This window comes from Hyphomicrobium denitrificans ATCC 51888 (assembly GCF_000143145.1).
Taxonomy (GTDB): domain Bacteria; phylum Pseudomonadota; class Alphaproteobacteria; order Rhizobiales; family Hyphomicrobiaceae; genus Hyphomicrobium_B; species Hyphomicrobium_B denitrificans.
This window is the reverse complement of the sequence record NC_014313.1, coordinates 16,700-35,663: the sequence shown is the minus strand read 5'-3', so window position 1 is coordinate 35,663 and position 18,964 is coordinate 16,700. Positions and strand designations below refer to the sequence as shown.

Genomic DNA, 18,964 nt, shown 5'->3' with positions numbered 1-18,964 from the left:
ACGAGGCGGCAACATGTCAGATTCGCTTTCGTCAAGGAATTACTGGAACGCCCGAAAGCATCCAATTTGTTCGGACCGTACAGAACGAGTTTGGCTGCACCCTATCAAGCGCTGCTGTCAGTCACGTCTAAGGCCAGGGAAAGCGATGCGCGCCATCGTTTCGCCGACCGGCATCGGAGCCCAGATGCTTCGGAAGCGTGCGCGATCCGCAGTCTGACGCCCCCTGAGATCAAGCTCGAATTGACAGGTTTGCGCCAAGAGGCGACAAGGCCAATCGGCATTTTCAAACTGACAACAATGACGGAGATAAGATCGAAATGGCCGCCGCTGATACCCTTCTCGATCTGCAGAAGACCATCGAGAGCGCGTGGGACAACCGCGATGCCGTTTCGTTTGAAACCAAAGGCGAGGTCCGCGACGCTGTCGAAACGTCCCTCGGCCTTCTCGACACCGGCCGAGCGCGCGTCGCCGAAAAGAAGGATGGCGCCTGGACCGTCAACCAATGGCTGAAGAAAGCGGTCCTGCTGTCGTTCCGTCTCAACGACATGGAAACGATCTCGGGCGGCCCGGCAGGCAGCTTCTACTGGGATAAGGTGCCGCCGAAGTTCGCCGGATGGACCGAAGCCGACTTCCGCAAGGGCGGGTTCCGCGTGCTCCCCGGAGCCGTCGTCCGCCGCTCGGCCTACATCGCGCCCGGCGCCGTGATACTTCCCGCCTTCGTGAACCTCGGCGCTTACGTCGACAGCGGCACGATGGTCGACACCTGGGCGACGGTCGGAAGCTGCGCCCAGATCGGCAAGAACTGTCACATCTCCGGCGGCGCCGGCATCGGCGGCGTGCTGGAACCGCTGCAGGCAGGCCCCGTCGTCATCGAGGACAACTGCTTCATCGGCGCCCGCGCCGAAGTCGCCGAGGGCGTTGAGGTCGGCGAAGGCTCCGTGCTGTCGATGGGCGTCTATCTCGGCGCTTCGACCACGATCATCGACCGCACCACGGGCGAGAAATTCTTCGGCAAGGTGCCGCCGTACTCGGTCGTCGTCTCGGGCTCGATGGCGGGCAAGCCGCTGCCCAACGGCGAACCGGGACCGAACCTCTACTGCGCCGTCATCGTCAAGCGCGTCGACGAGAAGACGCGCTCGAAAACGAGCATCAACGAGCTGTTGCGAGACTGATCGTGCCCCTGACCTATCGAGCGCTCGATCCCACAAGAATTGTGGAGACCATCGAAAGGCTCGAAGAGCGCATCGCGTCGCGCTTTCCTGGGTCGGGGCTATCGCGGGTCTGCGCTGATCTTGCCGGCGTCGCCAAGCAGACGTCGCAGCGCATCACATACGTTGATCGTCCGAACTGGACGCTGCGTCTGCTTCTGCTGGCGATGGCAGGCTCCTCGCTGTTGATCCTTGTTTATCTTGGGTCGCAGGCAGCAGTGCTGAAAGGCACCGACGAATGGTCCGAGACCGTTCAAGGTCTCGACGCGCTGTTCAATCTTCTGGTGCTTCTCGGCGGCGGCGCGTTCTTCGTCTCGACGCTCGAAACGCGCTGGAAGCGCGCCCGGGCACTGACGGCGCTGCACGAACTGCGCTCCATCGTCCACGTCATCGATATGCACCAGCTGTCGAAAGACCCAAGCTCCGATCGCCCTCCGACCGTCGGCGGCAAGAGCGGCGATCGCAAGATGTCGCTGTTCGAACTCATGCGCTACCTCGACTACTGCTCGGAAATGCTTTCGCTGACGGCGAAGTGCGCCGCGCTCTATGCCGAACGTCTGAGCGACTCCGTGGTCGTCGATACCGTCGGCGACATCGAGCGCCTGACCTCCGACCTCTCCAGCAAAATCTGGCAGAAGATCACCATCATCGAAACGCTCGACGGCCGCGATGTCCCGCTGCCGACGATCGAGCAGAGCCAGAGGACCTCCGCTTCGTCATGACGCTCAATCCGACCGATCCCGTGACCCTGACGCAGGCTCTTATTCGCTGCGAAAGCGTGACGCCTGACGAAGGGGGCGCGCTGACGCTGCTGCAAAATGTGCTGGAGCCTGCAGGTTTCACCTGTCACCGGCTGGTATTTTCCGAACCCGGCACGCCCGACGTCGATAACCTGTACGCACGCCTCGGCTCGGGCCGACCGCATCTTTCCTTCGCGGGCCACACCGACGTCGTGCCCGTCGGCGATGAAAAGGTCTGGACGGTCCCGCCGTTCTCCGGCGACATCCGCGACGGCAAGGTCTACGGACGCGGCGCCGTCGACATGAAGGGCTGTGTGGCGGCTTTCGTTTCCGCGGCCCTGAAGTACATTCACCATCACAACGGCCTACCGCGCGGCTCGCTGTCGTTCTTGATCACGGGTGACGAAGAAGGCCCCTCGATCAACGGCACGATGAAAATCCTGGATTGGCTGAAGTCGCGGGACGAAGTCGTCGACGCCTGCCTCGTCGGCGAACCATCGAACCCGAAGGCTTTGGGCGACGAAATCCGCATCGGCCGCCGCGGCTCCGTCAACGCCGAGATCGTTGTGCACGGGAAGCAAGGACATTCCGCCTATCCGCAGCTCGCCGACAATCCCGTACCGAAGCTCGCACGCCTCATCGACCGCTTGTCGACGGCGAAGCTCGACGACGGCACGCCGGACTTCCAGCCGTCCAACCTGCAGGTGACGGTCATCTCGGTGCCAAACACCGCGACCAACGTCATCCCCGGCCAGGCCGTCGCCAAGATCAACATCCGCTATAACGATCTCTGGCACCGTCCGACGATCGAAGCCTGGGTTCGCGACAAACTCGCACACGCGGCGGCCGAAGTCGGAGCGAAGTATGAAGTCAGCTTCTCGGGCACCGGCGACGTCTTCCTGACGAAGCCCGGTCCTCTCGTCTCCACGCTGACAGACGCCGTTCAATCCGTGACCGGCCGCATTCCGAAGCTGACGACCGGAGGCGGCACGTCGGACGCCCGCTTCATCAAGGACATTTGTCCTGTCGTCGAATTTGGTCTGGTCAACGCCACGATCCACCAGGTCGACGAGCACACCAGCATTGTCGATCTCGAACAGCTGACCGAGATCTATGGCCGCTTCATCACGAATTATTTCCGCACTGAATAACAGTTCGGCGCTGGCGACTAACATGCGTTTCGGGCGGCCGGCTCGCGGAACGCGAGTCGCCCGAAACAAACAAAAAAGGCCGCCTGATCGGCGACCTTTTTCAGTCCCACCCGTTTTGAACAGGCGTTAGACCAGTTCCTTGAGTTCCTTCGCGGCGCGGAAGGCGATCTTCTTCGAAGCCTTGATCTTGATGGCTTCGCCCGTCGCCGGGTTGCGGCCCATGCGCGCCGGACGCTTGCGAACCTGCAGCACGCCGAGACCGCCGATGCGGATGCGCGCGCCCTTCTTCAGGTGCTTGCCGATGGTGGTGACCAGGTCTTCCAGCAGCGCGATCGACTGCTTCTTCGGGATCTCGTGAGCCTCGGCGAGAGCCGCCGCGATATGCTTCAACGTAACGGTTTCGATCTTTGCAGCTGCCTTTGCCGGGGCCTTCGCCGGAGCCTTCGCCATGGTAATCCCTCTCATTTGCGAATCAATTCGATGTCGAACAATACATCTTCAAAGTCCAAAAACACGCTGTTTACGGGCGTTTTTCGAATGAAGCGCGCGAAATGAGCAGCATTTGTTGCCGGAAAGCAAGCGGCAGTTTCATGGTCGGTGCAAAAAAAGTGCGCGGAAACCCGAAAGTTTCGGCGTCATTTGCATGCCGGATGCGGGAGGGAAGGGAGGAAATGAGAAGGTCGGCGCGCTGCCGCCCGAGGCTTCGACGGCCTACCCGGTGATCCAACTGGACCCGAGGAAGCTTACGTCGTCGGCAACGTTTGAAGGTTGCCCGATGCGCTGCAACGCCTGTTGCAGAGGAGAGCGTTGCCCTTCGGATTCCTCAAGAAAACCCCCGCCATATCTGTGTCGATGACACCCGAAGCCACGGGCTTTGACCGCAGCAGGGATGTGCTCAACGCGCTCCGCTACGCCGAAATCGAAAAGCGCTTTCCAGACGTCGTCACGGCCATATTGAAGGCCAGCGAAAAGCCCAAGAAGAGCTAGCGCGGCTCGCCCGGCCCTTCAAAACGTCAAAATCCTCAGCGAACGAGCGGGAACAGCGCGGCACCCGATGTCATGGGTGTCGAAGCAATAACTGCAACCCTGACACGGAGATGAGGAAATGGCCTACGTCGATGGATTTGTCGTTGCAGTGCCGGAAAGCCGCCTCGCCGACTACAAGAAACTGGCGAAGAAGGCGGGCAAGATCTGGCTCGAGCATGGCGCGCTGGAATACGTCGAGTGCATCGGTGACGACGTACCGGTCGGCAAGCTCACATCGTTTCCGCGCGCGGTGAAATTGAAAGACGGCGAAGTCGTCGCCTTTTCATGGATCATCTACAAATCCCGCGCCGATCGCGATGCCATTTTGCAGAAAGTATTTGCCGATCCACGCTTGTCGAAAGACATGTCGAAAATGCCGTTCGACGCAAAGCGCATGATCTACGGCGGCTTCAAAACGATCGTGGAGCTGTGACGTACCCAGTCATCCTCGGCCGAGCGAGGCGAAGCCGCGGCGAAGGCCGGGGATCCAGCATAAAATGCGCCGAAGGCACAAAAAATATTGTCGTCTTCTACGAGCCTAACGCAACGGCGCTGGCGGCCGGCTCCGCCAAGCGGTGAAGCCAGCGCCAACTAAAAGCTACTTGAAATGCTTCGATAGCTTCAGGCCCTGGCCCTGATAATTCGACTTGAGCCCTTGGCCGTAAATCATTTCGGGCGTCTCGATCATGCGCTCATAGATCAGCCGCCCGATGATCTGCCCGTCTTCGAGAATGAACGGCACCTTGTGCGAACGCACCTCGAGTACGACCCGCGATCCGCCGCCGCCTGCGGGAGCATGACCGAACCCAGGGTCCATGAAGCCCGCATAATGCACGCGAAACTCGCCGACCAGCGGGTTGAACGGCACCATTTCGGCGGCATGCGTCGGCGGCACGTGCACGGCTTCCTTCGACGCGAGAATATAGAACTGATCGGGATCGAGGATCAGGCGATGCTTGTCGCGAACGTAAATCGGGTCCCAATAATCCTCGACCGGATAAGCGCCCGGCTTATCGACATCGACGACACCAGTATGGCGGCGCGCGCGAAATCCGATAAGCCCCCGCGCATCGCCCGCGAGATCGACCGACAGCGCAATCCCGCCCGAGATATCCGCATCCTCGGTTGAAATCAGACGCTCACGCTTGTGCAGCTCTTTCAGATCGACATCGCTGTCGGCCGCCGTGCCGACGCGAAAACGAATTTGCGAAAGCCGCGATCCCTTCCTGACGACGATCGGAAAGGTCTGCGGACAGATCTCCGCGAACAGCGGCCCGTGATAGCCGTGCGGGACCTGATCGAACGCGCCGACGCCATCGGCGATGACGCGCGTGAACACGTCGAGCCGGCCCGTCGAGCTTTTCGGATTGGCCGAGGCTTCGATATCCTGCGGCAGTTCCAGGCTTTCGAGCAGCGGCACGATATAAACGCACCCCGTTTCGAGCACCGCGCCCTGGCTCAGACTGATCGTATGCAGCGCGAGATCGTCGAGCTTCGTCTGCACGCGCCCGCCGGGCTTCGGAAGAAAGCTCGCGCGCACCCGGTATGCGACCGGCCCAAGCCGGAGATCGAGACTCGCGGGCTGCACCTGCGTTTCCGCGACCGGCTCGGCGATCACGATCTGGCCGGCGGCAATCATCTCCGTAATGCCCTGCGAAGGAACGATGCCGTGAGCCGCATCGCGCCGCTTCGACGCCGCAATGATCCTCTCTGCTTTGGCCATCTCGTCCTTCGCCTTTCAGCCCTGTTGCGGGCCCACTAACGCTAACGTCGATCCCTAAGCCAGCCGCCCCTTGACGCCAAGAGGCACCGGAGTTAATCCCCGGGACGTTCCGTGGTCCTTTGGCCGGCCGGCTTGCAGCCACGTTAAACAAGTCGCTAAAGAGGCCGTGTGCGCTCCCGGTTTCCCGCGCCCGGCTTCGACGACCGGCGCCCGTGGACCGGGTTTTTTGTTGGCGCGAAAGGCTGAAGTCCGATGGCAAAAGAAGAAGAGCAGTCTGCCGGGCGCAATTGGCGGCCCGAGACGGCACTCGTGCATGGCGGCATCACACGGTCGCAATGGAACGAAACGGCGGAAGCGCTCTATCTGACCCAGGGCTTCGTCTATAACTCGGCCGAGCAGGCCGAAGCCCGCTTCAAGCAGGAAGATCCGGGCTTTCAGTATACGCGCTTCGGCAATCCGACGACGGCGATGTTCGAGGATCGCCTGAAAATCTTCGAAGGCGCCGAGGAATGCCTCGCCACCGCGACGGGCATGGCCGCCGTCACCGCGTCGATCCTCTCCTACGTCCGTTCCGGCGACCATATTGTCGCGGCGCGCGCGATGTTCGGCTCGTGTCGCAACGTCATCGAAACGATCTGTGCACGTCTCGGCGTCTCCTCGACGCTGGTCGACGGCAAGGATTTGAACGCCTGGCGCGAGGCCATCCGGCCGAACACCAAGCTGTTCTTCTTCGAGACGCCCTCCAACCCGAACCTCGAGCTCGTCGACATCGAAGGCGTCTGCAAGATTGCCCGCGAAAAAGGCATCATTTCCGTCGTCGATAACGTCTTCGCGACCCCGCTGCTACAGCGGCCGCTCGCGCTCGGAGCCGATGTCGTCGTCTACTCCGCGACCAAGCACATCGACGGCCAGGGCCGCTGCCTCGGCGGCGCCGTTCTCGGAAAAACCGAATTCATCACGAAATATGTGCAAGAATGGCTGCGCCAGACCGGGCCGTCGATCGCACCCTTCAATGCCTGGGTGCTGCTCAAGAGCCTGGAAACCATGCCCGTCCGCATTCGGGCGGCGTGCGCTACAGCCGCCAAACTCGCCGACCTTCTGGCCGGCCTCGACGGGGTGACGAACGTCATCTATCCGGGCCGCGCCGATCATCCGCAGGCGGAGCTTGCCGCGCGCCAGATGCCGGGCGGCGGCCAGATGATCGCGTTCGAGGTCGCTGGCGGCAAAAGCGGCGCGTTCCGCTGCCTCAATGCGCTTCGCCTCATCATCCTTTCGAATAACCTCGGCGACACGAAAAGCATCGTCACGCATCCGGCGACGACGACGCATTTCAAGCTCACCCCGGCCCAGCGCGACGAATTGGGCATTAGCGATGGCATGATCCGGCTATCGGTCGGACTTGAAGCTGCCGAAGATTTAGCCGACGATCTGACGAACGCAGTCAAGGCGGCCAAGGGCTGATGGGAACCAATGACCAAGAACACGCCAGCATCGGCATCTAAATCAACATCTAAAAGGCAGGCTGCGAGCCACCCTTACGAAGCGATCACGCGCGGCATCCGCATCCGCGTGGAGCCGCAGTACCTCGACGACCAGTCGTCGCCCGAGGACAGCCACTTCGTCTGGTCCTATGCCGTCGAGATCAGCAACGACGGCCAGGAAACCGTCCAGCTGAAATCACGTATGTGGCGGATCACCGACGCGGTCGGCCACACTGAGGAAGTGCGCGGCCCTGGCGTCATCGGGCAAACCCCGACGATCCAGCCGGGCGAGTCGTTCAACTACACCTCCGGCTGCCCCTTGAAGACGCCGCAAGGCATCATGGTCGGCAGCTATCAGATGACGGATGAATCCGGCAAGCTGTTCGACGTCGCCATTCCGGCGTTCTCGCTGGATAGCCCTTACACGCGCCGCAGCATGAACTGACAGCGACGGGCAGAATGAGCACGAGACGCGCAACTGAGACACCGGCGGAACTGCTCGCCCGCCTTGTCTCGTTCGATACGACCAGCTACCGCAGCAATCTCGATATCATCGCGTTCATCGAAGACTACCTGCACGGCCACGGCGTCGCCTCGCGCCGCATCGTCAGCGACGACGGCCAGAAGTCGTCCCTCTACGCCACGATCGGACCGGACGGCGAAGGCGGCGTGGCGCTGTCGGGACATACCGACGTTGTTCCCGTCGATGGCCAGACCTGGACCAGCGATCCTTTCACCGTGCGCGCCGCCGACGGACGTTTTTACGGACGCGGCACTGCGGACATGAAAGGCTTCATCGCCGCTGTTCTCGCCGCAACACCCGACTTCAAACGGCGCAAGCTCAAGACGCCGATCCATTTCGCGTTCTCCTACGACGAGGAAGTCGGCTGCCTCGGCGTTCGCCCGATGCTCGCCGAACTCGGCAAGGAATTGCCGAGACCGCGCATGGTCATCGTCGGCGAGCCGACGTCGATGCAGGTCGTCGATGCCCACAAAGGCCCCGTCCGCTGGTTCGTCGAGGTCAAGGGCCGCGCCGCGCATTCGAGCATGGCGCCGCTCGGCGTCAACGCGATCACCTTCGCTGCGCGCCTCATCGGAGAGCTGGAGCGTATCGAAGCCGACCTGAAAAAGAATGTCCGCAACGCCCGCTTCGATCCCGACTATCCGACGCTTCAGGTCACGATGCTCGAAGGCGGCACGGCGTCGAACATCATTCCGATAAGCTGCACTTTCGGCTTCGAGGTGCGCGCCTTGCCGGGCCTCGATCCCGCGATCATCGAACGCCGTCTGCGCCAGTTCGCCGAAACCGAGTGCCTGCCCGAGATGCGCCTCGTCGCACCGGAAGCGGACATCGCGATCACCCGCAAAAATTCCGTCACGCCCTTCGGCGCCGACCGAACGTCCGACGTCGTCGCGCTCGCCCTGAAACTCACGGGCCAGAACGAAACGCACACCGTCTCATTCGCGACCGAAGCTGGACTTTTCCAGGAGGCCGGCGCTCCTGCGGTGGTTTGCGGCCCCGGAGACATCGCGCAGGCCCACACTGCCGACGAATGGATCGCCGAAAGCGAGATCGCGAAATGCGCCGCGTTTCTCGAGCGCCTCGGAGATTGGGCCGAAGCCTGAGCGGGTGCACTGCAAAAAGCGCCGCGTCTCAACGTTGATCGCGTTTCCACGCGCGTGTGACATCACTGCGACATCTTCGTGCCCTTTTGCATCGGCCCACCGCTTTTTCTAGGTCTGCCGCGCAATCGACGCAGTGTTAGGAGTACGAATGCGGCGAGCCGGCAGGCATTCCGCGATCACAGAGACAATCTCATGACCTTGCGCACCAAAACCCTATCATCCGCACTTTGCGCAACGATCGCCGCGTCGATGCTGTCGGCATGCTCCACGACGCCGCTTCCGTCGATCGGATCGATCAACCCGTTTGGCGGCAACCAGCTCTCCGAGGTCGATCGCGCATTTCTGCAGGCCGCCGGCAGCTGGGATTCCAACCACGACAACGTCGTGACGTGCAACGAGTGGAAATCCTACGCCGAAGATCTGTTCAACGGCGCCGACACCAATCACGACGACTCGCTGGACGCGAGCGAGTGGCCAAATCTGATCAAGGTCGATCGCCTGTTCGAGACCGCGAACCTGCAATATTACGATGCCAACGGCGACGGCAAAGTCTCGCGCGCCGAATTCGTCGACAAAGCAAACCCGGCCTTCACGCTGATCGACAAGTCCGGCAGCTGCAAACTCGACGGTTCGCAAATCGCGAGCGCCCGCTCGAAAACGGAATACGACGTGTCAGGCGCCAAGCCCGAAAGCGGCGACCCGCGCGAAGCTGGCGGGCAGGCCGGCAAAGTCGCCAACGGCGGCATGCGCTAACGCGAATTAGTCGCCGGCTTGTTTCAGTTCATCGAGCGAAAACGTGTATCGCGACGTGCAGAATTCGCACGTCACGACGATGCGGCCATCGTCGTCGCGCATGTCCGCAAGATCCGCGGCTCCGAACGCGGTCAGCACGTTTTCGACCTTCGCACGGCTGCATCGGCAAAATGACGTCAGCGGAATGACGCGCTCGATCGCCACCTGCTCTTCGTGAAACAACCTGAGCAGCAGACGCTCGACCGGCAAATCGGGATCGAGAAGCTCGTGATCCTCGACCGTCGCGGCGAGCATCTCGACGCGACGCCAATCTTCCGCGGCGTCATCGTCGCCGTCGCGCTGCGCCGCGAGACTTTGGACCATCAGTCCCCCGCCACGCCGATGCCACTCCGGCGTGCTCGACGCCGACCGGCGCGCCGCCACGAACTGGTTCGCAACCGCGATCCGGATGAATGTCGGAAGGCCTTCCCGCTGCTCGAAATAAGCCGCTGTCGTCGCCTGCAACGCCGCGTTTTCAAAAGCGAGAACGCCTTGATAGCGCTCTTCGCCGGGACCGGAATCGAGCGTCAGCGCCAGATGTCCGTCGCCGAGACCGGCACGCTGCACATTCGCGTCGTCGAGCTTAGCCGCGTCGTAGCGCGCATATCCGCGTAATCGTCCGGGCGCCGCGTAATCGGCAACCAGGATTGAGACAGGCCCGCTCGCGCGAACCTGCAGGTTGAGATTGCCGCCGTCAGGCAGCGCCGAACCGCAAAGCGCGGCAACCGCAATCGCCTCCGATAAAAACCGGCTCGGCGCATCCGGCATCGCATGCGGCGTGACGATGTCGTCGAGCGTTTTGCCCAACCGGACGAGCCGGCCGCGAACATTGGAGCGGCGCGTGCGAAAGACGACAACGCTGTCGTCAGCCGGCACACGCGGCGGCTGCTGTTCGATCGGCATACGGCGATACTCTCAGCGTTACGCGCCGAAACACCACGCAAGAATGGCCTTCTGCGCATGCAGGCGGTTTTCGGCTTCGTCGAAAATAACCGATTGCGGACCTTCCAGCACCTCTTCGCTGACTTCGTGTCCGCGATAGGCGGGCAGGCAATGCATGAAGATCGCGGACTTGCTGGCCTTGCTCATCAGCTTGGCGTCGACGGCATAAGGCGCGAGGATCTTCTTGCGCTTGGCGGCGCCAGACTGCCCCATCGACACCCACGTATCGGTAACAACGCAGTCCGCGCCCTTCACCGCTTCACTCGGATCGGTGCCGATTTCGACGTTGCCCTTCTCGCGTTGCACCCAGTCGAGGGCCTCCGCCTCAGGATACAGCGACTTCGGGCACGCGAGGCGAAGCTTGAATCCGAAACGAACCGCCGCGTGCATCCACGATACCGCGACGTTGTTGCCGTCGCCGACCCACGCAACCGTGCGTCCCTTGATCGGGCCGAGATGTTCTTCGAACGTCTGGATGTCGGCCATGATCTGGCACGGATGGCTCTTTTCCGTCAGCCCGTTGATGACCGGAATGGTCGCGTGACGCGCAAGCTCGGCGAGCGTCGCATGCGCGTTGGCGCGGATCATGATGCCGTCGGCATAACGCGACAGCACGCGCGCCGTGTCGGCAACAGATTCACCGCGCCCAAGCTGCAGATCGTCGTGATTGAGCGTCAACGCCTGACCGCCGAGCTGGCGCATTGCAACGTCGAACGACACGCGCGTCCGCGTCGACGGTTTCTCGAAAATCAGAACGAGCACGTCGTCCTCGATCCCCTTCGGACGAAGCTCGGCCGGAACGCGCTTGCCGGCACGTTTCATCGCGTGCGCGTTGTCGATGATCTTCCGCAGCGTCTTGGAATCGAGATCGGCAATATCGAGAAAATGCCTCGGGCCCTGTTTCGCGGTCATTACAGTCGGAGCCTTCTCCAGCATCAGCCAACCTCGCGAGCGACGCGCGAAAGCGCGCGCGATAGAATTTGCATGGCCTCGGCGATGTCCTTGTCCGAGGCGATCAGGGGTGGGAGCACGCGCACGCAATTGTCGCCGGCGCCGACCAGCAACAGCTTTTCATCCATAGCCGCAGCCACCAGCTGCTGTGGTGACACGTGCGCTTTGAGCTTCAGCCCGGTCAGAAGCCCCGCGCCGCGAACCTCTTCGACGACGTCTGCATGCTGATCCTTGAGCCCCGAAAGCCCCTGCTTCAGATGCAGCGCCTTCGTGCGCACGCCTTCGAGGAACTCAGGCTCGGAAACGATGTCGAGAACCGTCGACGCAACTGCCATCGCCAGCGGATTGCCGCCGAACGTCGAACCGTGCGTGCCAGGCGTCATGCCTTTCGCGGCTTCCGCCGTCGCCAGGATTGCGCCGACCGGAAATCCACTGCCCAAGCCCTTCGCGACGGCCATGACGTCCGGCGTGATACCGGCCCACTCGTACGCGAACAGCTTGCCGGTGCGCCCGACGCCGGTCTGCACTTCGTCCAGCACAAGAAGCAATCCATGCTTGTCGCAAAGATCGCGAATGGCGCGCAGATCTTCCGGCGAGAACGCACGAACTCCGCCTTCGCCCTGGATCGGCTCGAGCATGATCGCTGCCGTCTCGGGCGAGATCGCCGCTTCCAGCGCCGCCAGATCTCCGGCATCGACGTGATCGAAGCCGCCCGCTTCCGGCGCGAAACCTTCGAGATATTTTTCGTTTCCGGCCGCGGCGAGCGTCGCGAGCGTTCGCCCGTGGAACGCGCCGCGGAACGTGATGATCCGCTGCCGCTCAAGATGACCGGAGACATAATGATAGCGGCGAGCGACTTTGATCGCGCCTTCGCACGCTTCCGCGCCCGAATTGCAAAAGAAGACACGCTCGGCGAACGTCAGCCGCGTCAGCTTTTCCGCAACCGTTTCCTGGCCTTCGACGCGATAAAGGTTCGACGTATGCCAGAGCTTGTCAGCCTGCGCCTTCAGCGCCGCGACAAGCGCCGGGTGCGCATGACCGAGCGCGTTCACCGCGACGCCTGATCCGAAATCGAGATAGCGATCGCCATTTTCTGCGAAAAGCCAGCAGCCCTCGCCGCGCGCGAACACGATGTTCTGACGGCCGTACGTACCCATGACGGCGGCCGACGGCTCAGTCGACACTGAAGAGCGGCCGGGTGTTTTCCCCAGCGCGGCGGGGGAAGATGCCATGTGCGTGGATAACCCCGGGGCGGAAAATCAAAAAGCCGCCCACTTTTGGCGGCCCGAATGCAACCACTGATACGCGTTGACCGTATTCCTGTCAACGAATGTCCAGTATTCCCGGGGTGCCGCGAGCAGAACTTCCAGCGCTACAATCCAACGGTTGAATGGGCTGTCTCCCAAACAGGCAATTCGGACATATCCCCGGCCACGAATCGCTCTGTGGCTGGCTCGCCACGTTTTCCTGTCAATACCCTTATGATTAAACCTCTGCCTTGTAGGCGGGATTCAGCATGTTGTAACTTACCCTTGTTGGGCCACGAGATCTGGCGGCGCCTGTCGCGTCACCTGTTCGGCTGTGTATCGGCTCCAACCGCGCTCTGGGCAGCCTTGTATGCGCCGCCCGCGTCTCTAGCGTGTATGTCCCGCGTTTTCCTGAAGTTTTTGCGTTTGTAACCGGTCAGGACCGTCGTTGTCCTGCGTCCGCGTGCTGTCGTTCCGACTGCGCGCGCGCAGACCTCGCGTCTCGACCGTCGTTCCGCGGGCACCGGGGGGTGCACGCCGCTGTTGCGGCTCGAGAGGGAGCATACGACGCATGTCTTGGACTGATGAGCGCGTGGATCTGTTGAAGAAGCTCTGGTCGGAAGGACTAAGCGCTAGCCAGATCGCCGGCCGTCTTGGAAGTGTGACCCGCAATGCGGTCATAGGAAAAGTTCACCGCCTCGGCCTCTCCGGCCGGGCGACCACGTCACGCATGAAAACACACCGGCCGCGCAGCCGCATGGTCAATGCCAAGAGGCCGGTAAAGCCGCGTTTCGCCCAGTCGGGCAATCCGGCCGTCCGCGCGTTGTACATGGACACCGAGGCCTACGTGCCACCGGCGGAGGAGATCGAGATTCCGCTCGCCGAGCGCAAGACCATCCAGACTCTCACCGAATGCAGCTGCCGCTGGCCGATCGGTGATCCGCAGACGGCGGAGTTCCACTTCTGCGGCCGTAACAAGGTGCCGTTGCTGCCGTATTGCGAGGTTCACGCCCGCCGCGCCTTCCAGCCCGTCGCGCCGCGCCGCCGCGAGCGCACGGAAATCGAAAGCCCGGTCGCCATCACCAGCGCCGTTCTCGCGACTGCGGATCCGAAGCAGCGAGCCTGAGATATTCCGCAAGGCTAGCCGGGGGGCAAGGCCAGCGGAGCAAGGAAAGCCAGCAGCGCGCGGGGGCCGCTGCTGGCTTTTCCATGCCCATTTCGCTAACCGTTTTGGCTCCGTCGCAGAACGGGCTTTTTGCCGTGTGCTAGCTTCTCGAAACGCAGCACTTTGAGCAGCCTCAGGAGACGTCCCATGTCGAAAAGCAAAGGCAAAGGGAAGTCCAGCAAAGGCGAAGTCGCAACGTCAGCCGTCTCTGAAGTCAAGGAGAGCGACACCGGCCCGACCGCGGCCGACCGCAAAGCCACGAAAAAACTGGCCGAGAGCGGAGCCGGCGATCTCCTGCAGAGCTTTTCAATCGACGCTCCGAAGCTGCCGAAGGCCATCGACGACGCCTCGATGCGATCCGGCGGCTATCCGTACGACGATCGCATGAAGCGCACCGAGTTCGAAGAGCGGCTGCTGGCGTTGCAGATCGAGCTCGTGAAGCTGCAGAAGCATAATCTCAAGACCGGCGGCCGCATCCTTTGTCTCTACGAAGGCCGCGACGGCTCGGGCAAAGGCTCATGCATCAAAGCCTTCAACCAGCACATGAATCCGCGCAATACGCGCACCGTCGCCTTGACCAAGCCGACCGAAACCGAGCGCGGACAGCTCTACTTCCAGCGCTACGCCGTGCACTTTCCCTCCGCCGGCGAAGTCGTGCTCTTCGATCGCTCCTGGTACAACCGCGCCGGCGTCGAGCGCGTCATGGGTTTCTGCACCGAGCATCAGCTGGCGATCTTCCTGCGCGAAGCGCCGGAATTCGAAGGCCTGCTCGTGCGCGACGGCATCAAGCTCTTCAAGTTCTACCTGACGATCGGCCGCGAAATGCAACTGAAGCGCTTCTACGAACGCCGCCAGGACCCGCTGAAGCAATGGAAGCTGTCCGACGTCGATATCGCCGCGCTGCCGAAATACGATGACTACACGAAGGCCGAGGTCGAGATGTTTCGCTTCACCAACACAATCATCGCGCCCTGGATGGTCGTCCGCGCCAACGATCAGCGCCGCGCCCGTCTCGAAACGATCCGACACGTGCTGCTCGCGATCGACTACGAAGGCCGCAATCTCTCAGCCATCGGCGAGGCCGATCCGAAGATCATTTATTCCCCGGATTAAGCGATCATCGAACCAGCAGGATCGGCGCCTGGATGGCCGCCGATGCGCGCGAAAGCTCCCGTCCGTCAGCGAATGCCGTACCGCCGAACCGCGCAACGACGAACGACGGCTTCATGCGCGCGATGATCTCGGTCATCGCGCCGGGCACGCCGAACGTCGGCCCGATCGGTGCGAACGCAACTGCGGTCATATCCGCAGTCAGCAGCCGTGCCTGATGCTCGATCTCGGCATGCTCTGCGGATGTCTCCGCGCCAATGACGAGCTGAATGACGGCGCCGGGCTGCGATAGCCGCTCGGCTGCACGCAGCATCGACGGCAGCCGGTCGCCGTCCTCGACGATGACGACGACGCCCGTTTTTCTCTTCGCCAGCGCTTCGCCGCACAGAAGAAAGCCGGTAGCGCCGCTGACGTTGGCGAGCAGCGCGTTGATGACGGAGTGTCCACCGACCGACGGCGTGCCGGTCAGCGCCACGATGTTCCAGGGCCCGCGCATCAGGCACATATCGGAAATGCGGTCGACGGCATCGCCCTGCGCCAGCGCATGACGAACTTTGACTTTGTGCGTCCGGCCCGCATCTTCGACGATGCGGCGGCAGCGCTGCGCCAGAAGCTGGAAGCGGTAGGCTACTGGCGGAATATCCGGAATGCCGACATGGCCGATGCGCCGGAACGGAACGTCACCGCTTTCATCGGCCCGCTGATCGACGACGATCGTCTCGATCTCGGCATCGTAGGCACGGGCTAAACGCAACGGCGCGTCGAGGACCGAGGGCGTGCAGCGCGCCTCGGGATCGAGCCAGAGAACGACGCGGCCGCTGAGCTCCGAAGCTTCGGCCACGTGCGTGATCATGGGGTTTCACCGTCGGCGCGATGTGCCAGAGCCTCGGTAACGTCGGACGCTCTGATCTGCGCGGCATCGCGCGTTCCAGCGACTGCATCGGCATCCTTGAGCAGATGCAGAAGCGCCGTGCACGAAAGCGAAACGCGGCCGCCGCCGCGCCGGACCGCATCCTTGTAGATGATCGGCGCGACGCTCTGCGCCAGCGGACGCAATGCGTTGTTGGAAGCCAGCCGCGCCGCCCCCATCGAAAATTCTGTCTCCGGCATATCGGCAAGCGGCACCGCCGCACTGAGCTTGGCGACGTGCGGGAAATGCCGCGCGATCCCGGGCTCGATGGCTTCGAGTTTCGACCACGACTGCTCGTCCGCGATCAGAATGATCGTTGCGGCAAGCGGCACCGGATCCGCCTTGATCGACAGGCCCGCCCCGCTCAGCGGCGTGATTTCGCGCGACGCGAGCGCGGCGCTCAACGCCGACCATGCCTTCGGATCGGCTGCGAGCCGCCAGGCCTCGATGATCACAAATCCGGACCCGGCGCGAGCCAGTTGCCCCGGCACGTGTGCCGGACGCCCCAGCGCATCGCGGCCGATTTCGCCGAGAAGATCGACGGGCGACACATGGCGCACCGTCACGACCTTGCGAACTTCGTCGCCATCTTCGCCCGCGAGATTGAGCGGCATGGCGGCATGCTGCCCCGCTCCGCCCGATGTCGACGACGCCACGAAGGCATCCTCGACGGCATCGATCGCGGCAACGATCGACTGATCGTCCTCATGCGCCCGCTTGAGCGCGACAAGGCTCGGCCGGATCGCGCGCAAAGCCGTCTGCCGGACCAGCGCCTCATACTTCTCGCTGGCCTCGAACTCGACATTCGGCAGCGTCGCGACGATCGACTGCAACTCGCTTTCCAGCGTCGTGATCTTGGCCTCCACGTTGCGCTTCAACGCTTCCGGCAACGCGCGAAAAACATCCGATCGCACGACGCGGCCTTCGTGCATCGGCGCCAGCACGTAACCGTCCAGAGATTTGACGACGGCAATGTTCTGCGATTCCGCACGCCGCCGCACTTCATCGACGGCCTTGTCGCCGAGATAGCGAATTTCTTCTTCCAACAGATCGAGACTGATCCGATGCTCGTCACTCTTGGCGTGCCGTTCAAACGCGACCGTTGCCTTGTCGATTGCCGCGCGAAGATCGCGCACAAGCTCCGCAGCCTTACCATGCGGAATGGCGAAGGCCTTCGCACGCGTCGGCGTGTGCCGTTCGACCACGTAAATCCAATCGTCGGCAGCGTTGCGCGCCGTGTCGGCGGCAAGCTCTTCCGCAAGCGCAAGACGTCCGGTGCCGGGTTCTCCAAGAACGAGCAGATGCTCGCCGGGCTTCGCATTGAGCGCGGCGCGAATTTTTGCGACCGCACGTTTCTGCCCGAAGACATGCGGCTGTGAGGCGGGAGCGATCGGCGCGGGCTCTGCTGGAACCTGCGGCGGCTTGATGGATTTCGTATCCTGAACTTCGATCTGCCCAGCCGTGCTCGCAACACCGGCTAATCGATCCGCAAGCCGGGACGTCACGAGCGTGACGACATTCGTTTGTGGCAGAGACGGCGGCGGCGTTTCAGAAGCTTGCGCGCTGGCGGTATCAGTTTGCGCGGCAGATTCTACAGCGCGTTCTTCAGCGACGACCGGCGTATCGGCTTTCTTTGCCGATCGATTGCGCCAGAAAACCATGCCAAAGTCCCCCAGGATGGCAACGCCTCTACACCTGCGAACATCACAATCCGTCCGCGATCGCTTGCCTCTGACTGTCGCACCGCCATAATGGCGGCACCATGACGGACGCGCCTCCTTCCGCAACGAATACTGTGATGGACATCGCGACGGCGTCCGCCGCCGTATCAATTCGGGACGATGCTCGCGCGCGCGCCATCTTGCGCGGCACACAGCGCCTTTTGCGATCGTTGAATTTTGAAAGCCTGAGCGAAGTCTCGCTCGGAAATGGTCGCCGCGCCGACATCCTGGCATTGGCTCATGACGGCAAAGCCTGGATCGTTGAAATCAAGTCGAGCATTGCCGACTTCCACGCCGATCAGAAGTGGCACGAGTATCGCGAGTATTGCGACGCGCTGCTCTTCGCCGTCGCGCCAGATTTTCCGGTTGAAGTTCTGCCCGCGGACACAGGGCTTATTCTCGCCGACGCGTATGGCGGAGAGCTGGTGCGCGATCCGCCGAGTCATCCCGTCAGTCCGGCGCGCCGCAAGGCATTGACGCTGTCGTTCGCGCGCACGGCGGCAATGCGCCTGCTCGCGCAGGTCGACCCCGGCGTGAAAATGGAATGAAGCTCAGACAAGCAGGCCGACGTCGGCCCGCCGATTACTTCGGCGCGCGCTTCGCGAGAATGCGCTGCAGAGTACGGCGATGCATGTTGAGCCGCCGCGCCGTCTCCGAAACATTGCGGTTGCACAGTTCATACACGCGCTGAATGTGCTCCCACCGCACGCGGTCGGCCGACATCGGATTTTCCGGCGGCGGCGCCTTCGAGTCGCTCGGAGCCAGCAGCGCGTCGGTGACATCATCGGCATCGGCAGGCTTCGCCAGATAGTCGACCGCACCGAGCTTCACCGCCGTAACCGCGGTTGCGATATTGCCGTAGCCCGTCAGCACGATGGCGCGAGAGTCGGGCTTCAGCCGTGCGAGTTCGGCGATGACGTCGAGGCCCGAGCCATCTTCGAGACGCATGTCGACGACGGCGAACGCTGGCGGCTTCTCGCGAATGAGGTCGACACCCTCGGCAACCGAATGCCCGAAGCGGACTTCGAACCCGCGAAGCTCCATCGCCCGTGCGAGGCGTTGCAGGAAGGCGCGATCGTCGTCCACGATGACCAGCGACCGATCGGCCGGCAACTCATCCTGTTTGAATGACAGATCCTCGGTAACCACGTTATCCTCCCGCATCAGGGCT

Annotated in this window: 20 protein-coding genes and 1 riboswitch; of the genes, 12 read left to right on the top strand and 8 right to left on the bottom strand. The window is 62.5% G+C overall.

Annotated features, from left to right (window positions below):
• Positions 1–317 precede the first annotated feature (317 nt).
• The 3 genes from dapD to dapE are packed head-to-tail and all read left to right on the top strand — an operon-like array spanning position 318 to position 3,099.
• A complete protein-coding gene (gene dapD / locus HDEN_RS00165) occupies positions 318–1,172 on the top strand; it encodes a 2,3,4,5-tetrahydropyridine-2,6-dicarboxylate N-succinyltransferase (protein WP_013214078.1) in 855 nt (284 codons plus the stop codon).
• A 2-nt stretch (positions 1,173–1,174) separates the two neighbouring features.
• Positions 1,175–1,930 (top strand): hypothetical protein, encoded by a 756-nt coding sequence (locus tag HDEN_RS00160; RefSeq protein ID WP_013214077.1) that lies wholly within the window; start codon positions 1,175–1,177, stop codon positions 1,928–1,930.
• Positions 1,927–3,099 carry a succinyl-diaminopimelate desuccinylase gene (dapE, locus tag HDEN_RS00155; protein ID WP_013214076.1) on the top strand — a complete coding sequence of 391 codons (1,173 nt, stop codon included), beginning with the start codon at positions 1,927–1,929 and terminating at the stop codon, positions 3,097–3,099. Before HDEN_RS00160 ends, dapE begins: the two co-directional genes overlap by 4 nt.
• Positions 3,100–3,225: 126 nt before the next feature.
• On the opposite strand, the gene HDEN_RS00150 is transcribed toward dapE, so the two are convergent.
• Positions 3,226–3,549 carry an HU family DNA-binding protein gene (locus HDEN_RS00150; protein WP_013214075.1) on the bottom strand — a complete coding sequence of 108 codons (324 nt, stop codon included), beginning with the start codon at positions 3,547–3,549 and terminating at the stop codon, positions 3,226–3,228.
• Positions 3,550–3,906: 357 nt separating this feature from the next.
• Here HDEN_RS00150 and HDEN_RS00145 point away from each other — a divergent pair, with 357 nt between their 5' ends.
• On the top strand, positions 3,907–4,086 hold the full coding sequence (locus tag HDEN_RS00145) for a hypothetical protein (protein ID WP_150103150.1): 180 nt from the start codon (positions 3,907–3,909) through the stop codon (positions 4,084–4,086).
• 118 nt (positions 4,087–4,204) lie between these two features.
• Positions 4,205–4,558: a DUF1428 domain-containing protein gene (locus HDEN_RS00140; RefSeq protein WP_013214074.1), complete on the top strand. Its 354-nt coding sequence runs from the start codon at positions 4,205–4,207 to the stop codon at positions 4,556–4,558.
• A 165-nt stretch (positions 4,559–4,723) separates the two neighbouring features.
• Here the strand turns inward: HDEN_RS00140 and HDEN_RS00135 are convergent, their stop codons facing one another.
• Positions 4,724–5,848, bottom strand: a complete 1,125-nt coding sequence (locus HDEN_RS00135) for a 2'-deoxycytidine 5'-triphosphate deaminase (RefSeq protein WP_013214073.1) — start codon at positions 5,846–5,848, stop codon at positions 4,724–4,726.
• A gap of 101 nt (positions 5,849–5,949) precedes the next feature.
• Positions 5,950–6,028: riboswitch (SAM riboswitch) on the top strand.
• Between the two features lie 72 nt (positions 6,029–6,100).
• Between HDEN_RS00135 and metZ the strand changes: the two genes are divergently transcribed.
• The 4 genes from metZ to HDEN_RS00115 all read left to right on the top strand — a co-directional run bounded on the left by metZ (position 6,101) and on the right by HDEN_RS00115 (position 9,708).
• Complete coding sequence (gene metZ, locus HDEN_RS00130) at positions 6,101–7,309, top strand: O-succinylhomoserine sulfhydrylase (RefSeq protein WP_013214072.1); 1,209 nt, start codon at positions 6,101–6,103, stop codon at positions 7,307–7,309.
• A gap of 9 nt (positions 7,310–7,318) precedes the next feature.
• The gene (apaG, locus tag HDEN_RS00125; protein WP_013214071.1) at positions 7,319–7,774 is read left to right on the top strand and encodes a Co2+/Mg2+ efflux protein ApaG; all 456 of its coding nucleotides are present in this window, start codon (positions 7,319–7,321) and stop codon (positions 7,772–7,774) included.
• Between the two features lie 14 nt (positions 7,775–7,788).
• Positions 7,789–8,955: an acetylornithine deacetylase gene (gene argE, locus HDEN_RS00120; RefSeq protein WP_013214070.1), complete on the top strand. Its 1,167-nt coding sequence runs from the start codon at positions 7,789–7,791 to the stop codon at positions 8,953–8,955.
• Between the two features lie 192 nt (positions 8,956–9,147).
• Entirely contained in the window at positions 9,148–9,708 is a 561-nt protein-coding gene (locus tag HDEN_RS00115) for an EF-hand domain-containing protein (protein ID WP_013214069.1), read from the top strand.
• Between the two features lie 6 nt (positions 9,709–9,714).
• On the opposite strand, the gene HDEN_RS00110 is transcribed toward HDEN_RS00115, so the two are convergent.
• From HDEN_RS00110 to HDEN_RS00100, 3 genes are read right to left on the bottom strand one after another with little or no spacing between them, the layout of a single operon-like run.
• Positions 9,715–10,650, bottom strand: coding sequence for an Hsp33 family molecular chaperone HslO (locus HDEN_RS00110; protein WP_013214068.1), 936 nt, complete (start codon positions 10,648–10,650; stop codon positions 9,715–9,717).
• An 18-nt stretch (positions 10,651–10,668) separates the two neighbouring features.
• Positions 10,669–11,625, bottom strand: coding sequence for an ornithine carbamoyltransferase (gene argF / locus HDEN_RS00105; RefSeq protein ID WP_013214067.1), 957 nt, complete (start codon positions 11,623–11,625; stop codon positions 10,669–10,671).
• On the bottom strand, positions 11,625–12,797 hold the full coding sequence (locus tag HDEN_RS00100) for an aspartate aminotransferase family protein (RefSeq protein ID WP_013214066.1): 1,173 nt from the start codon (positions 12,795–12,797) through the stop codon (positions 11,625–11,627). Before HDEN_RS00100 ends, argF begins: the two co-directional genes overlap by 1 nt.
• Before the next feature lie 661 nt (positions 12,798–13,458).
• On the opposite strand from HDEN_RS00100, the gene HDEN_RS00095 reads away from it, so the two are divergent.
• Positions 13,459–14,013, top strand: a complete 555-nt coding sequence (locus HDEN_RS00095) for a GcrA family cell cycle regulator (RefSeq protein ID WP_013214065.1) — start codon at positions 13,459–13,461, stop codon at positions 14,011–14,013.
• 186 nt (positions 14,014–14,199) lie between these two features.
• The gene (ppk2, locus tag HDEN_RS00090) at positions 14,200–15,165 is read left to right on the top strand and encodes a polyphosphate kinase 2 (protein WP_013214064.1); all 966 of its coding nucleotides are present in this window, start codon (positions 14,200–14,202) and stop codon (positions 15,163–15,165) included.
• Positions 15,166–15,169: 4 nt separating this feature from the next.
• On the opposite strand, the gene HDEN_RS00085 is transcribed toward ppk2, so the two are convergent.
• Together HDEN_RS00085 and HDEN_RS00080 are read right to left on the bottom strand one after the other, a co-directional pair.
• On the bottom strand, positions 15,170–16,015 hold the full coding sequence (locus HDEN_RS00085) for a hypothetical protein (protein WP_013214063.1): 846 nt from the start codon (positions 16,013–16,015) through the stop codon (positions 15,170–15,172).
• Positions 16,012–17,733 carry an AAA family ATPase gene (locus HDEN_RS00080; protein ID WP_013214062.1) on the bottom strand — a complete coding sequence of 574 codons (1,722 nt, stop codon included), beginning with the start codon at positions 17,731–17,733 and terminating at the stop codon, positions 16,012–16,014. Before HDEN_RS00080 ends, HDEN_RS00085 begins: the two co-directional genes overlap by 4 nt.
• 101 nt (positions 17,734–17,834) lie before the next feature.
• On the opposite strand from HDEN_RS00080, the gene HDEN_RS00075 reads away from it, so the two are divergent.
• Positions 17,835–18,341, top strand: a complete 507-nt coding sequence (locus HDEN_RS00075) for an MmcB family DNA repair protein (RefSeq protein WP_013214061.1) — start codon at positions 17,835–17,837, stop codon at positions 18,339–18,341.
• Positions 18,342–18,375: 34 nt separating this feature from the next.
• On the opposite strand, the gene HDEN_RS00070 is transcribed toward HDEN_RS00075, so the two are convergent.
• The gene (locus tag HDEN_RS00070; RefSeq protein ID WP_041921461.1) at positions 18,376–18,957 is read right to left on the bottom strand and encodes an ActR/PrrA/RegA family redox response regulator transcription factor; all 582 of its coding nucleotides are present in this window, start codon (positions 18,955–18,957) and stop codon (positions 18,376–18,378) included.
• Between the last annotated feature and the right edge of the window lie 7 nt (positions 18,958–18,964).

Bases quoted from the DNA above. Each gene is read 5' to 3' on its own strand.
- dapD (WP_013214078.1), top strand. From the start codon at position 318: ATGGCCGCCGCTGATACCCTTCTCGATCTGCAGAAGACCATCGAGAGC.
- dapE (WP_013214076.1), top strand. From the start codon at position 1,927: ATGACGCTCAATCCGACCGATCCCGTGACCCTGACGCAGGCTCTTATT.
- HDEN_RS00150 (WP_013214075.1), bottom strand. From the start codon at position 3,549: ATGGCGAAGGCTCCGGCGAAGGCCCCGGCAAAGGCAGCTGCAAAGATC.
- HDEN_RS00140 (WP_013214074.1), top strand. From the start codon at position 4,205: ATGGCCTACGTCGATGGATTTGTCGTTGCAGTGCCGGAAAGCCGCCTC.
- HDEN_RS00135 (WP_013214073.1), bottom strand. From the start codon at position 5,848: ATGGCCAAAGCAGAGAGGATCATTGCGGCGTCGAAGCGGCGCGATGCG.
- metZ (WP_013214072.1), top strand. From the start codon at position 6,101: ATGGCAAAAGAAGAAGAGCAGTCTGCCGGGCGCAATTGGCGGCCCGAG.
- apaG (WP_013214071.1), top strand. From the start codon at position 7,319: ATGACCAAGAACACGCCAGCATCGGCATCTAAATCAACATCTAAAAGG.
- argE (WP_013214070.1), top strand. From the start codon at position 7,789: ATGAGCACGAGACGCGCAACTGAGACACCGGCGGAACTGCTCGCCCGC.
- HDEN_RS00115 (WP_013214069.1), top strand. From the start codon at position 9,148: ATGACCTTGCGCACCAAAACCCTATCATCCGCACTTTGCGCAACGATC.
- HDEN_RS00110 (WP_013214068.1), bottom strand. From the start codon at position 10,650: ATGCCGATCGAACAGCAGCCGCCGCGTGTGCCGGCTGACGACAGCGTT.
- argF (WP_013214067.1), bottom strand. From the start codon at position 11,625: ATGCTGGAGAAGGCTCCGACTGTAATGACCGCGAAACAGGGCCCGAGG.
- HDEN_RS00100 (WP_013214066.1), bottom strand. From the start codon at position 12,797: ATGGGTACGTACGGCCGTCAGAACATCGTGTTCGCGCGCGGCGAGGGC.
- HDEN_RS00095 (WP_013214065.1), top strand. From the start codon at position 13,459: ATGTCTTGGACTGATGAGCGCGTGGATCTGTTGAAGAAGCTCTGGTCG.
- ppk2 (WP_013214064.1), top strand. From the start codon at position 14,200: ATGTCGAAAAGCAAAGGCAAAGGGAAGTCCAGCAAAGGCGAAGTCGCA.
- HDEN_RS00085 (WP_013214063.1), bottom strand. From the start codon at position 16,015: ATGATCACGCACGTGGCCGAAGCTTCGGAGCTCAGCGGCCGCGTCGTT.
- HDEN_RS00080 (WP_013214062.1), bottom strand. From the start codon at position 17,733: ATGGTTTTCTGGCGCAATCGATCGGCAAAGAAAGCCGATACGCCGGTC.
- HDEN_RS00075 (WP_013214061.1), top strand. From the start codon at position 17,835: ATGACGGACGCGCCTCCTTCCGCAACGAATACTGTGATGGACATCGCG.
- HDEN_RS00070 (WP_041921461.1), bottom strand. From the start codon at position 18,957: ATGCGGGAGGATAACGTGGTTACCGAGGATCTGTCATTCAAACAGGAT.